The organism is Lysobacter brunescens (assembly GCF_042677005.1).
Classification (GTDB): domain Bacteria; phylum Pseudomonadota; class Gammaproteobacteria; order Xanthomonadales; family Xanthomonadaceae; genus Lysobacter_I; species Lysobacter_I brunescens.
This window is the reverse complement of the sequence record NZ_JBHTIF010000001.1, coordinates 2,008,679-2,022,268: the sequence shown is the minus strand read 5'-3', so window position 1 is coordinate 2,022,268 and position 13,590 is coordinate 2,008,679. Positions and strand designations below refer to the sequence as shown.

Annotated in this window: 11 protein-coding genes and 1 pseudogene; 5 read left to right on the top strand and 7 right to left on the bottom strand. The window is 68.5% G+C overall.

Annotated elements, in window-relative coordinates:
- Window positions 1–115 precede the first annotated feature (115 nt).
- Window positions 116–1,558: a M28 family peptidase gene (locus ACFQ0E_RS08895; protein WP_386823300.1), complete on the top strand. Its 1,443-nt coding sequence runs from the start codon at window positions 116–118 to the stop codon at window positions 1,556–1,558.
- A 132-nt stretch (window positions 1,559–1,690) separates the two neighbouring features.
- Window positions 1,691–2,005, top strand: a pseudogene (locus ACFQ0E_RS08890) (RebB family R body protein); the annotation flags it as partial.
- 441 nt (window positions 2,006–2,446) lie between these two features.
- On the opposite strand, the gene ACFQ0E_RS08885 reads toward ACFQ0E_RS08890, so the two are convergent.
- Window positions 2,447–3,250 carry a TrmH family RNA methyltransferase gene (locus tag ACFQ0E_RS08885; protein ID WP_386823299.1) on the bottom strand — a complete coding sequence of 268 codons (804 nt, stop codon included), beginning with the start codon at window positions 3,248–3,250 and terminating at the stop codon, window positions 2,447–2,449.
- A gap of 41 nt (window positions 3,251–3,291) precedes the next feature.
- Complete coding sequence (locus tag ACFQ0E_RS08880; protein ID WP_386823298.1) at window positions 3,292–3,648, bottom strand: hypothetical protein; 357 nt, start codon at window positions 3,646–3,648, stop codon at window positions 3,292–3,294.
- Window positions 3,649–3,714: 66 nt separating this feature from the next.
- Between ACFQ0E_RS08880 and ACFQ0E_RS08875 the strand changes: the two genes are divergently transcribed.
- A complete protein-coding gene (locus ACFQ0E_RS08875; protein WP_386823297.1) occupies window positions 3,715–4,230 on the top strand; it encodes an O-acetyl-ADP-ribose deacetylase in 516 nt (171 codons plus the stop codon).
- Window positions 4,231–4,232: 2 nt separating this feature from the next.
- Window positions 4,233–4,730: a hypothetical protein gene (locus ACFQ0E_RS08870; protein ID WP_386823296.1), complete on the top strand. Its 498-nt coding sequence runs from the start codon at window positions 4,233–4,235 to the stop codon at window positions 4,728–4,730.
- Window positions 4,731–4,807: 77 nt separating this feature from the next.
- On the opposite strand, the gene ACFQ0E_RS08865 is transcribed toward ACFQ0E_RS08870, so the two are convergent.
- Complete coding sequence (locus tag ACFQ0E_RS08865; RefSeq protein WP_386823295.1) at window positions 4,808–7,930, bottom strand: efflux RND transporter permease subunit; 3,123 nt, start codon at window positions 7,928–7,930, stop codon at window positions 4,808–4,810.
- 10 nt (window positions 7,931–7,940) lie between these two features.
- The gene (locus ACFQ0E_RS08860) at window positions 7,941–9,152 is read right to left on the bottom strand and encodes an efflux RND transporter periplasmic adaptor subunit (protein WP_386823294.1); all 1,212 of its coding nucleotides are present in this window, start codon (window positions 9,150–9,152) and stop codon (window positions 7,941–7,943) included.
- Between the two features lie 136 nt (window positions 9,153–9,288).
- Here ACFQ0E_RS08860 and ACFQ0E_RS08855 point away from each other — a divergent pair, with 136 nt between their 5' ends.
- Window positions 9,289–9,951, top strand: a complete 663-nt coding sequence (locus ACFQ0E_RS08855) for a DUF6498-containing protein (RefSeq protein WP_386823293.1) — start codon at window positions 9,289–9,291, stop codon at window positions 9,949–9,951.
- A 151-nt stretch (window positions 9,952–10,102) separates the two neighbouring features.
- Here the strand turns inward: ACFQ0E_RS08855 and ACFQ0E_RS08850 are convergent, their stop codons facing one another.
- The 3 genes from ACFQ0E_RS08850 to ACFQ0E_RS08840 all read right to left on the bottom strand — a co-directional run bounded on the left by ACFQ0E_RS08850 (window position 10,103) and on the right by ACFQ0E_RS08840 (window position 13,568).
- The gene (locus tag ACFQ0E_RS08850; protein WP_386823292.1) at window positions 10,103–11,107 is read right to left on the bottom strand and encodes a class I fructose-bisphosphate aldolase; all 1,005 of its coding nucleotides are present in this window, start codon (window positions 11,105–11,107) and stop codon (window positions 10,103–10,105) included.
- A gap of 219 nt (window positions 11,108–11,326) precedes the next feature.
- Window positions 11,327–11,803 carry a hypothetical protein gene (locus tag ACFQ0E_RS08845; RefSeq protein ID WP_386823291.1) on the bottom strand — a complete coding sequence of 159 codons (477 nt, stop codon included), beginning with the start codon at window positions 11,801–11,803 and terminating at the stop codon, window positions 11,327–11,329.
- A 202-nt stretch (window positions 11,804–12,005) separates the two neighbouring features.
- Window positions 12,006–13,568 carry a M20/M25/M40 family metallo-hydrolase gene (locus ACFQ0E_RS08840; RefSeq protein ID WP_386823290.1) on the bottom strand — a complete coding sequence of 521 codons (1,563 nt, stop codon included), beginning with the start codon at window positions 13,566–13,568 and terminating at the stop codon, window positions 12,006–12,008.
- Window positions 13,569–13,590: the final 22 nt, after the last annotated feature.

The following is a 13,590-nucleotide window of genomic DNA, read 5'->3' as shown; positions in this document are numbered from 1 at the left end:
CGTTCCCGGCGGGATCGTTCCCTGCGAGAAACGCCGTGTGCGATCGCGTCCTCATCCGTCGAAGCCGCGGGCTGTTACGCTCGCGGCTTCCTTTTTTCCGGATCGGGAATCGCCCATGCGTTCGAGCCTGTCGCTGGTCGCCGCCATCGCCCTGGCGGTGTCGTCCACCGCTTTCGCCGCCACGCCTTCGGGCACGGTCGTTCCCCAGACCCGCATCCCGGATGCCGCGTTCGCGCAGGTCGGCGCACTGCGCGACAAGAGCCTGCAGGACGCCACCGCATGGCAGGTGCTCGAATCGCTGACCACCGAGATCGGCCCGCGCCTCGCCGGCAGCGAGGCCGATGCCCGCGCCGTGCGCTGGGCTGAAGCGAAGTTCAAGGCGCTGGGCTACGACAAGGTCTGGCTGCAGCCGGTGACCTTCCCGAAATGGGAGCGTCACGGCGAATCCGCCGCCGTGGTCGGCGACCACGCGCAGCCGCTCACGCTCACCGCGCTGGGCGGCAGTCCAGCCGGCACGGTCGAGGCCGAGGTCGTGCGCTTCGCCGATCTCGCCGCGCTGGAAGCCGCGCCCGCCGGTTCGCTGACCGGGAAGATCGCATTCGTCGACTACCGCATGGAGCGTTCGCGCGACGGCAGCGGCTACGGCCCGGGCAGCCGCGTGCGCAGTCGAGGCCCGTCGGCAGCGATCCGCGCCGGCGCAGCGGCCTTCGTGATGCGCTCGGCCGGTACCGACAGCCACCGCAACCCGCACACCGGCATCACACGCTTCGATGACGGCCTCACGCCGATCCCCTCGGCCGCACTGTCGGTGCCGGATGCCGAGCAGCTGTCGCGACTGATCGCACTCGGCAAGCCGATCCGTATCCGCATCGCGCTCGACTGCGGCTGGGACGGCACCGCGACTTCGCACAACGTCATCGGTGAAGTCACCGGCAGCCACCGCACCCTGCGCAACGAAGTCGTGGTCATCGGCGGGCATCTGGATTCGTGGGATCTCGGCACGGGCGCGGTCGACGACGGCGCCGGCGTGGCCATCACCATGGCCGCCGGCCACCACATCGCGAAGCTGCCGAAGGCGCAGCGCCCGGCGCGCACGATCCGCGTGATCGCCTTCGCCAACGAAGAGCAGGGCCTGTACGGCGGCAAGGTCTATGCCGAGTCGCAGAAGGCGGCGATCGCGGCCCATCAGCTCGTCGCGGAAAGCGACTTCGGCGCCGGTCGCATCTACGGTTTCAACACCAGCGCCGCGCCGCATGCGCAGGCCGCCGCCGCGCGCATCGCCGAAGCGCTGAAGCCGCTGGGCATCGAGGCGCTGGCCAAGGGCGGCCCGGGCCCGGATGTCGGCCCGATCGCCGCGCTCGGCGCAGCCTGGGCCTGGCTGGGACAGGACGGCACCGATTATTTCGACCTGCACCACACGCCCGACGACACGCTGGACAAGGTCGACCCCGCCGCGCTGGCGCAAAACACCGCCGCCTATACCGTCTTCGCCTTTCTCGCTGCCTCGGCCGACGGCGGCTTCGGCAGCGCGCCGAAGGCCGAGGCGGCGAAGCCCTGATGCGGGACTCAGGGCTGGAGATGCCGAACTGATCCACGCCATCGCCACGCGATGGCCTTACGATCCACGGGACCACCGCGCCCGGTCCGCATGACGCGACCGGACCCGGCACACCATGACAAGGAGCGCACGATGGCTTTCCCCACCGCAGTCAATGACCAGATCACCGATGCCGTCACCCAGAGCAACGTGAAGGTTGTCGCCGAATCACCCGCCATGGCGATGAGCTCGCTCTACCAGAGCCTCGCGCACTCGACCGGCATCCTGTTCGAGAACGCCGTCGCCGCGCAGCAGCAACAGAACACCCTGGCGCAGGCCGCTGCCAACCAAGGCGTGATGCAGATCTACAGCGTCGATACCGCAGTGGCGGCGGGCGCGACAGAGAAGGTGGCGCAGACCGGCGTCGCCGACAACCTCGCCAGCCTGTTGACGGTGCTCAACGCCTTCAGGGGCGAACGGGGTACCGCACCGGAGCGCGTGCACGCGGGCACTGCCTCGGCCGATGTCGCGACGGCAGGCAATGACGCACCGAGGCACGATGCCTATGCGGGGCTCGCGGACGCGGTCAAGGACGCCGTGCGTTTTTCCAACGACACCGTGCTGGACAGCGCCGACACCTTCAACGCCGCGCTGCGCCAGTGCACCGACAGCTTCGTCCATGCACTCCGCGAAGTGCAGCGCGCCGAATCCGAGGCACTGCGTCGCGTGCTGGTGGACGCGGCGCTGGTCGCGATCGTGAAGGCGTTGCTGCAGGACAGCGGACGCATCCAGGAGACCGAAGCGTCGTTGCGGGCGATCCTGCACATGGAGTGAGGACGCCGCTTTCCGCCGCATCGCGCCTCGACAGGGATGGCGTCGATCATCGCTGCTCCAGACGCGATGCGCCGATCAAGCCCTCGCCCACGCCGCCAGCAGCACCGCCGTCGCGGCGGCGACGTTCAGGCTTTCCACCGCGCCGCTGCCGGGGATCGACAGGCGCATGTCGCAGGCCTTGGCCAATTCCGCATCCATGCCCTCGCCTTCGGCACCGAGCACGTAGACCAGGCGCTGCGGCAGTTTTGCCGAGAACAGGTCGCTGCCGCCGCGCACCACGGTGGCGGCGAGCGAGAACCCGGCGCCGCGCAGCTGCGCCATGGCGTTGTCCTCGCGGCCGAGGCGCACGAAGGGCACCGCTTCGGCGCCCCCTTCGGCCACGCGCGCGGCGGCGCCGGACAGGGCCAGCATCGAATGCTTGGGGATCAGCACGGCGCGCACGCCGAAATGCGCGGCGGAACGCAGGATCGCGCCGAGGTTGTGCGGGTTGCCCACGCCGTCGAGCCACAGCGCGCAGCACCGACCGGACGGGAGATCGCGCAACCAGGCGGTGAGCGAGGTCGGTTCCTCGCGCAGAACGTCGGCGACCACGCCTTCGTGGTGCGCGCTGGCGGCGAGCTTCTGCAGGTCGGCCGGATCGACCACGCGATAACCCACGCGGTTCGCCACGCACCACTTCAGCAGCGGCTGCAGCTGCGGGATGCGCGCCTCGGCAAGATAGAGCTTGCGGATGGCCTGTGGCCGGTGCTCGAACACGGCGCGGACCGCGTTGAGGCCATGGATGCGCAGCTCGGCGTCGCGCTGGCTGCGGGCACCGCCGCGCGGGCTGTCGCCGGCGGATGCGGACTGGAATTTCTCGTACGGGGATCGATCGGACATGCCGGCATTCTACGCGCTGCGACCACCCGACCTGTGGAACGTCAGGGCGCGAAGAACACCCAGGCGGCCGCCAGGGCCATCGCGATCACCAGCCAGACCAGGAGACCGCGCCCTCCCCGATCGCCGGGCATGACCGTCGGCGTGCGATGGCCGGAGAGGAGGGTTTCGGTGCGCTCCCGGTTCTCGCGCTGTCCTGCGGTCTCTTCCTGGTGGTGCGGCCCGCTGTGGGCGCCGCTGCGCTTGGCGGCCTGCACCTGAGCGGCGACCTGCTGCACCATTTCCATGGCGGACTTGAGGTCCCCACCGGTCGCCTCGCGCAGCAGCTTGATCGCTTCCATCTTGTCGCCGCGCAGCAAGGCATCGATCACCGCCTGCGGCACGCCCGGTTGAACGCCCATGTCTCTTCCCCGTTGGCAGGCACACGGGCAGCATAGCGCGATCGCCATCCCACCAGCCCGCCCGTCATGCACCTCGAGATCAGCCAGGCCGACATCACCACGCTGGACCTGGATGCCATCGTCAACGCCGCGAACGCCGCGCTGTCCGGCGGCGGTGGCGTGGACGGCGCCATCCACCGGGCCGCCGGGCCGGGGCTGTCGGCGGCATGCAAGGCGATCCCGATGGTGCGCCCCTTCGTGCGCTGCCCGACCGGCGAGGCGCGGATCACCCCCGGCTTCGACCTCCCGGCGCGCTGGATCATCCACACCGTCGGCCCGGTCTGGTCCGGCGGGCACGAGGGCGAACCCGAACTGCTGGCCTCGTGCTATCGCAACACGCTCCAGCTCGCCCGGGAGCACGGCATCGCCTCGATCGCCTTCCCCGCGATCAGCTGCGGCGTGTTCGGTTATCCGCCGGAGCAGGCGGTGGACATCGCGGTGCGCACGGTCCGTGCCCATGCATGCGATGGCCTGCGCGTGGTGTTCTGCGCGTTCGAACCCGCAATGGCTGAACGCTACAGGCAGAGACTCGTCGCAAGTTGAGCTTGGATGCGACTGATCCTGCCGGGGCGCAAGTTGCGCTATTGATCGTGGACACCGGATTCTCCGGGAACGGACAAGGGCAGGCGGGCATGCGAGACCAGGACGAACGGATATACAGGACCCATTTCCTGCTGCATGCAGCCTGCAGCCTCATCAGCCTGCCGCTTCTGATCATCTGCCTGCGCGCACTCGCACTGGACATGAACTTCCTGCCGGGCGGATTCTCGACCGAGACGGCCTCCACGATGATGATCTATGCCATGTCCACCCATCTCCTCGTCGCAGCAGGTGCGTGGAAACGCGAACCGTGGATCTTCGAGAAATCCATCGTCCTCGGCTTTGCGTTGCTGTTCGCCCTGCCGCTGGGCCCGCTGATGGGGCTGGTGATCATCAAGGCCAACTGGCCGCGTGATCGCGCGATCGCACGACGTCGCCCCCAGGTACCACTGAGCGAGGCGTGGCCGGAATCCTTCGATAAAACGAAGGAAAGGCAGCGATAGGCTGCGGCTCATGCACCTGGTCTTGTCATCGATACGATGAGAAGCAGTGCGCTGTGCCACGGCCTATCGCGGAATGCTCAATGCCCGCCCACCGGCGGCGTCTCCGCTTCCAGCTTCTCCAGGCGATGCTTCACCGCTTCCGGCGAACGCGTGTACGGCGCGAGGCGACGGTAGAACGCGGGCACCACGAACAGCGACAGCAGCGTGGAGAAGGTCACGCCGAAGATGACGACAATACCGATGGTGAAGCGGCTGGCCGAGCCGGGGCCACCGGCGACGACCAGCGGCACCGCACCGACCACGGTGGCGACCGAGGTCATCAGGATCGGGCGCAGGCGCACCGCGCAGGATTCGATGATCGCGTCACGGATCTCGCGACCTTCGTCGCGCAGCTGATTGGCGAATTCGACGATGAGGATGCCGTTCTTCGCTGCCAGGCCGATCAGCATCACGATGCCGATCTGGCTGAAGAGGTTGAGCGTGCTGCCGGCCATCCATAGCCCCAGCAAGGCGCCACCCACGCCGAGCGGCACGGTCAGCATGATCACGACCGGATGGATGAAGCTCTCGAACTGCGCGGCCAGCACCAGGTACACCACCAGCAGCGCCAGCGCGAAGGTGATGAGCACCGCACTGCCGGCCTTCTGGAATTCGCGCGACTCGCCCTTCCAGTCGACCTGCGCCGTACCCGGCAGTTCCTCGCGGACGACCTGCTCGGCCCAGGCGATGGCGTCGCCCATGCGATAGCCCGGCGCGAGGCCGGCGGAAATGGTGATCGCACGCAGGCGGTTGAAACGGTTGAGGCTGCCGGCTTCGGCCAGTTCGGTCAGCGTGACCAGATTCGACAGCGGGATCAGTTCGCCGTTGCCGCCACGCACCTGGATCGCGGCCAGGTCCGCAGGCGCGGCGCGCAGCGCGCGGTCTGCCTGCAGGATCACGTCGTACTCCTCGCCGTTGTCGACGAAGGTGGTGACGCGGCGGCTGCCCATCATGGTTTCGAGCGTGCGCCCGATCTCGGTCACCGACACGCCGAGGTCGGCGGCGCGCGCGCGATCGATCACCACGCGCATCTGCGGCCGGGTTTCCTTGTAGTCCGAATCGGCAGCGAAGAAGTTGGGGTTCTGCTCCATGCGCGCCAGCACGCGATCGCGCCACGCCGCGAGTTCACCGTACTCCGGTCCACCGAGTACCAGCTGGAACGGCTGGCCGCCGCCGCGCGTCAGGCCGGTGCGCACCTGCGGATTCACGCGCACGCCGGGCAACGCGCCCACTTCCTTGCGCACCTGCTGCACCACGTCGTCGGTGGTGACGTCGCGGTTCTGCCAGTCGTGCAGGAACACGATCGCCTGGCCGGTATGCATTTCCTCGCTGGCGCCGAAGCCGCCGGGCACGCGCGTGTTCACGCGCTGCAGCGGCTTGCCCTCGCCGACCTGCTTGAGCAGCGCGCGTTCGACCTGCTGCACCTGGCCGACGGTGTAGTCGAAGCCCGCGCCTTCCGGGCCGACGATCGACGCGAAGAACACACCGCGATCCTCGGGCGGCGCCAGTTCGCTGGGCACAAGCTTGAACAGGAAGAACGTGGCCGCGAGCGTGGCGACCATCAGTCCGCCGAACAGCCAGACGCGATCGACCGTGCGTTCGAGCAGGCGACGGTAGGCATTCGAGATGCGATCGAGGAAACGACCGATGCCGGCGTGGAAACGATTCGGCTTCTCGGTGTCGTGCGGACGCACCAGCTTCGACGACATCATCGGCGTCAGCGTGAGCGCGACCAGCGCGGAGATCGCCACGGCTGCGGCCAGCGCCACCGCCAGTTCGCGGAACAGGCGCCCGGTATTGCCTTCGAGCAGGCCGATCGGCAGGAAGACCGCGACCAGCACCGCCGTGGTCGAGATCACCGCGAACGCGACCTGCTTGGTGCCGCGCTTGGCCGCGACCAGCGCAGGCTCGCCGAGATCCGCGCGGCGCTGGATGTTCTCCAGCACCACGATCGCATCGTCGACCACCAGGCCGATGCACAGCACCAGCGCGAGCAGGGTCAGCAGGTTGATCGAGAAGTCGAAGGCATACAGCGCGATGAATGCGGCGATCAGGCAAACCGGCACGGTCACCGCGGGGATCAGCGCGGCGCGCGCGCTGCCGAGGAACAGCCAGATCACGATCAGCACCAGCGCGATCGCCTCGAACAGCGTGGACCACACGCGCTCGACCGCCGACTCGATGAACACCGTGCTGTCGAAGGCGACGAAGATGCGCGTGCCCTTCGGCAGCGACGCCTGGATACGCTCGGCTTCGGCGCGCGCGGCCAGCGCCACGTCCAGGCTGTTCGCGGTCGAGGTCTTGACGATGCCGAGGCCGACGTTCGGCTCGCCGTTGCTGCGGAAATAGGCACGGCGCTCGGACGACGCCAGTTCGACCTTGGCCACGTCGCCCAGACGCACGACGTAGCCGTCGCTGCCCTTGCCCAGCGGAATCTGCGCGAAATCCTCGGGCTTGCGATAGCTGCGTTCGACGCGCAGCGTGAAGTCGCGATCCTGCGACTCGATGCGCCCGGCGGGCAGTTCGATGTTCTCGCGGCGCAGCGCGTTCTCGGCATCGGCGGCGGTCAGGCCGCGAGCGGCCAGCGCATCGCGGTTGAGCCACACGCGCATCGCATAGCGCTGCTGGCCGCCGACGCGGATCTGCGACACGCCGTTGAGCGCGGACAGGCGATCGACGACATAGCGCTCGGCGTAATCGGTCAGCTGCAGCGTGTCCATCGCGGTCGAACTCATGTTCAACCAGAGGATGACTTCGGAGTCGCTGTCGGCCTTCTCGACTTCCGGCGGATCGGCTTCCTCTGGCATGCGGTCGAGCACGCGGCTGACCGCATCGCGCACATCGTTGGCGGCGGCTTCGATGTCGCGCTCCAGGGTGAACTCGATGGTCACCGACGAACGTCCGTTGACGCTGCGCGACTGCAGGGTCTCGATGCCCTCGATGCCGGCCAGCGCGTCTTCCAGCACCTGGGTGACGCGGGTCTCGACCACACCCGCCGAGGCACCGGGATAGGTGACGTCCACCGAGACCACGGGCGGGTCGATCGCGGGCAGCTCGCGCAGGGTGAGGCGCGAATACGACATCAAGCCGACCACGATCAGCATCAGGCTGAGGACCGTGGCGAAGACCGGGCGTTCGATCGAAACGTCGGAGAGGCGCATGGTCGGCTCCTCAGCCCTGCTTCGCCGAGGGCGGTGCGGGTGCGGGTGCGGGTGCGGACGCCTTCGCGTCGGCAGGCGCGGCGGCACCGGCCTTGGCGCCGGCTTCGCTGATCCGGTCACCGGGCTTGAGCTTGCCGGTGCCGTCGACCACGACGCGGTCGCCAGCCGCCAGGCCTTCGACGATCTCGACCTTGCCTGCGCTGCGCGATCCCAGGCCCACCTTCACCTGTTCGACCGCATCGTCCTTGCCGACGCGATAGACATAGCTGTCGCGACCGACCTGGGTGACCGCGATCTCCGGCAACAGCATCGCGCTGCGCGTGGCACCGGAGATCTCGACGTTGATCAGCATACCCGGGCGCAGCAGGCGCTGCGGATTGGGCAGGTCGGCGCGCACCTGCACGGCACGGGTGACCGGATCGATGCGTGCGTCCACGGTCTGCACCGTGCCCTCGAAACGCTGCTCCGGGTAGGCCACCGCACGCGCGTCCACGCGCTGACCGGGCCCCACGCGCGACAGCTGCGACTCCGGCAGCGGGAAGTCGACGTAGACGCGCGAGATGTCGTCGAGCGTGGCGATCGGCGTGCCCGGCGTGACCAGCGCACCGGGACTGACCTGGCGCAGGCCGAGCACGCCGGAGAACGGCGCGCGCACCACGCGGTCAGCCAGCTGCGCGCGGATCTGCGCAACGCGCGCCTGCGCGGCGTCGCGGGCGGCGCGCTGGTTGTCGACCTGGGCGCGGGCAATCAGCTGCTGCTGCACCAGCTCGGTCTGCCGGCGCAGCAGGCGATCGGCTTCGTTCGCGCTGGCCTGCGCTTCGCTCAGCGCGGCCTGTTGCTGGCGGTCGGACAAGGTGACGAGGGGCGCACCTGCGCGCACTTCCTGTCCGCTGTCGAAATGCACGGTCTGCACGATCTCGCTGACCTTGGCGGTCACCGTGACCGACTCGCGCGCCTTCACCGTGCCGATCGCAATGAGGGTGTCGGTGAAGGATTCCGGCTGCAGGCGCACCGTGGTGACCGGCACCGGGCGATCCCCGCCCTTGCCGCCACCCGGACCGCCCTTGCCGGGACCGCCGGCCGCCTCCTTGTCGCCGCACGCGGCGAGCGCGCAGGCCAGCAGGAGCAGCGTCGCCACGCGCGACGCGCGGGCAAGGGAAGCGCGGGCACGCGGCGCGAGGAACCGGGAAGAAGACACCGTGGAAGCGAGGCGTGGGGACATCGTGCGATCCGGAGGACAATCCCGGCCGATTGTAGCGGCAGCGCATGTCCCGAACCGGTGCCTTGCAGGCAGTCGTGACCTTTGGCCTACACGATGCCAAGATCGGGAACGATGCGTTCCGGACAGGGGGTCAACCGTGTCGTTTCGATTGCCTGCAGACACCTGGCGCGGTCCTTCCGCGCGCCATCTGGTGATCGCCAATGCGCTGACCCTGGTCGCGGCGATCATTCTCGACTGGTCGCCGGCCTGGCTGCTGTGGCCCTACTGGATCCAGAGCGTGGTCATCGGCGGGTACGCGCGCAAGCGGATGCTCAGCCTCGATCGCTTCAGCACGGCAGGCTTCACCTCGGGCGGCAGGCCGGTGCCCGAAAACGAGGCCGGGAAGCGTTCCACCGCGAATTTCTTCGCCTTCCACTACGGCTTCTTCCACGTCGGCTACCTGGTCTTCCTGCTCGACAGCCACTGGGTGGACGGCCTGTGGAACTGGCTGGCCCTGCTGGCCTGCGGCGTCTCGTTCGTGCTGTCGCAGCGCGCGACCTACGCGGTGCAGCACGCGGCCGACCTGCGCGGCGTGCCCAACCTCGGGCGGATGATGGCGACGCCCTACCTGCGCATCGTACCGATGCACCTGATCGTGCTGTTCGGCACCAGCGGCGACGGCGAAGGCAATGCCGGCGTGCTGATCCTGTTCACCGTGCTGAAGACCGCCGCGGACCTGGCGCTGGACGCCATCGACCGGCGATGGGCGGAAAAGAACGCGCTGCGTACCGGCGGCGCGCACGATTCCGGCAAGCCCTGACGCCCCGAAACGACAAACGCCGACAACTCTGTCGGCGTTTGCGGTGTTTCCGGCATTGATGCGCTGTGCCGAATCGGGCCAAACGGCTTGCGGTTCGTTCAGCGGAGCGGACGCCACCGGAGATGTCCGGCGGGCGTCCGCGCGCGGAGCATCAGCTCGACCATTTGCCGAGTGCGGCCAGACCGTTGTCGCGGGCGCGGGCGAAGACGGTTTCCTGCGCCTTGGCGACGTTGCCGACCAGGTCCTGCGACCAGATCTTCAGCGCGGCGGACTGCATGGCGCGGCCGTACGAGAACGACAGCGGCCACGGGTGCGGACCGAGCTTGTTCATGGCGTCGAGGTGCGCGGTCGCCGCTTCGTCGCTCTGGCCGCCCGACAGGAAGACGATGCCCGGCAGGATCGCCGGCACGGCAGACTTCAGGCACATCACGGTGCTTTCGGCGACTTCGTCGACCGAGGCCTGCTCGGCGCAGTCCTTGCCCGAGACGACCATCGAGGCCTTCAGGATGGTGCCTTCGAGCATGACGTTGTGCTGGTACAGCGCATCGAACAGCGAGCGCAGGGTGACTTCGGTGACTTCGTAGCAGGTCTCGATGTCGTGGTCGCCGTCCATGATCACTTCCGGCTCGACCATCGGCACGATGCCGCATTCCTGGCACAGCGCGGCGTAGCGCGCGAGGGCGTGGGCGTTGGCTTCGATGCAGGTGCCGGACGGAATGTCCTCGCCGATGTTGATGACCGCGCGCCACTTGGCGAAGCGTGCGCCGAGCTGGGCGTATTCTTTGAGGCGGTCGCGCAGGCCGTCGAGGCCTTCGGTGACCACTTCGCCGGGGCAGCCGGCGAGCGCGTGCGTGCCCTTGTCGACCTTGATGCCCGGGATGATGCCGTTGTCCATCATCACCTTGGTGAACGGCACGCCGTCCTTGGTGGACTGGCGGATGGTTTCGTCGAACAGGATGGCGCCGGAGATGTGCTCGCCGAGGTTCGGCGTGGTCAGCAGCATTTCGCGGTAGGCGCGACGGTTCTCTTCGCTGTTCGGAATGCCCACGCTCTCGAAACGCTTGGCGATGGTGGCATTGGATTCGTCGATGGCGATGATGCCCTTGCCCGGCGCGACCATGGCGCGGGCGATGTCGGCAAGCTGTTCGATGCTCATTGGGAGTCCTGGAAGGGGCGGCGGGAAAGTCGGCCATTATACCCCGACGGACCCGGCCCAAGAGCATGGAAAATCAATGACTTGGCCGGGAAAACCTGCCCGTCCGGGCCGAGACCCAGCCCCGGCCTGTCCTGTCGGACAGCGCGAGCCAGGACATGGAATGCGACGCAGGACCGGGCGCGCGAAGGCGCCCGGTCGGTCGAACGTACGCGGCCCGGATCAGATCGGGCAGCGCTGCTGCAGCTCGTAATACTGCAGTTCGGTGGAGACCACGCCCCAGCCCAGTCCCTGGGTGAGGCCGTTGGCGTCGACGTACGCCATCCGGATGCTCACGCCCGGGTATTGGCCGACCGAGATCGTCGCGAACAGGCTCTTGGCGCCCGCCGACTGCGCGTTGTACGCATCGACGGCGGTCTTGAAGCGCGAGTTGGCCGGCGCGTTGCTGACCAGGGTACGCAGCGCACTGACGTTGCGGTCGAAGACGAACTCGATGTTGTTCGTCCAGTACACGTTCACGGCGTCCGGGTAGTAGATCGGCTTCGAACTCCAGTAGTGGTTGATGACGCGCTGCTCGCACTGCTGGGGATCGGGCGTGGCGGTCAGCGCGTTGACGCGTCCGAGCGACTGCCAGCCTGCGGCGGACGCGGAACCGGAGAACAGCAGGGCGACCCACGCGATCAGGAGCGTTTTCTTCATGGAGGATCCTTTTCTCTTCGTTGTCTGGATGTCGCGTCTCTCGCGACGACGGGATGTCCCTGTGCGGAATTCCCGGGACTCGCGCGGCCTCTCGCCGGGCGAAGGAGATTGTCCCGCAGCGGCATCTCACGGGTCGCGACTGCGACGTTTCATCGGTGCGAATGCGTGCACGGCGGCACGCCGGGCGGCGTGCGCCCGAATGTCACTCGGCGAACGGCGTCGTCAGCAGGCCTGCGGCCATGCGCACGCCGTCGAGGTAATGGCCGATGCGGAGGTTCTCGTCGAAGCTGTGCTGGTTGTTGTCGCCGTTGACCGGCGGCACGATCACGAACGGCACCTGCAACGCGTCGACCAGTTCGTCGGTGGGCAGCGAGCCGCCCATCATGCGGATGCGCACGGGGCGCATGGCCGGCGCATAGCCGAAGCTGCGGCGCAGCGCGGCATGGGCCCAGACGCCGATCGGCGCATCCATCGGCGTACGCACCGCGCGACTGCCGCCACCGTAGGCGAGCGTGGCGAGGCGGTCGTAGGTTGCACGGTCGGCCTCGGTCGGCTCGCCGTCGACCAGATGCCAGCCCTGGCGCTGCACGTGGTCGCGGATCAGCGCGAACAGGCGCTCCGGGCCGGCCTCGGGCGTGGTGCGCAGGTCCAGTTCGGCGACGGCCTTGTGCGGCACGATGTTCGCGGCCTTGTCGCCGACGGCGGCGGACTGCAGGCCGCGCACGTTCAGCGACGGATACTGCATCGCCTCCTGGTAACTCGGCGCGACGGCATCGGTCTTCGCGACGCCGACACGCTTGCGCATCGCCGCTTCGTCGTCGCCCGTCTCGGCCAGGATCGCGCGCTCGGCCTCGGTCAGCACGATGCCGTCGTAGTAGCCGGGCACGGTCACGCGCCCCTGGTCGTCCTTCATCGTCGCCAGCAGCGCGGCGAGGCGCTGCGCGGGATTCGGCGTGTAGTTGCCGTGGTGGCCGCTGTGCAGCGGCGCGCGCGGGCCGTGCACGGTCAGCGTCGCCATCGCCACGCCGCGGTTCCCGAAGGCCAGCGTCGGCCGGTTGCTCGGATGCCTCGGGCCGTCGAAGAGCACCAGGCCATCGGCGCGCAGCAGGTCGGCATGCGCCTTCGCGACGGCACCGAGCGTCGGCGAGCCCTTCTCTTCTTCGCTGTCGAGCAGCACCTTCACGTGGATCGCCGGTTCGACGCCCGCCGTGCGCAGCGCATCCAACGCCGCCAGCAGCATCAGGATCGGTCCCTTGTCATCGGATGCGGAACGTGCAAAGACGCGCAGCTCCGGGTCGAGCACGGCGTCCTGCAACCGCGCCGTCGGCACGGATTCCCATGCGCCTGTCGCGTTGCGCTGTTTCACCACGGCCTGCCAGGGATCGGGTTGCGCCCACTGCTCCGGCAGCACCGGCTGGCCGTCGAAATGCATGTAGAACAGGATGGTTTTCCGACCCGGCACCGGCTTGCCGTACTCGGCGAACAGCATCGGCTTGCCGTCATTCGGCAACTGCCGGGCGCTGAATCCACGTCGCTCGAAGGCGCGCTGCAACCAGTCGGCGTTGCGGCGGATGTCGGCGGGCACGATCGCATCGTTCGGCAAGGCGAGCAATTCGAAGAGCTCCGGAAAGCTCGCCTGCGCCGCCGCCTGCAGCTGCGCATCGGACGGCGTGCGCGATTGCGCGGCCGCAGTCATCGCCAGCACCATGCCCATACCGATGCCCATGCCCAGTACCGCGCGCATCGCCGACAACCGCTTCGTCATCCCTGCACTCCCCGCGTCGTGC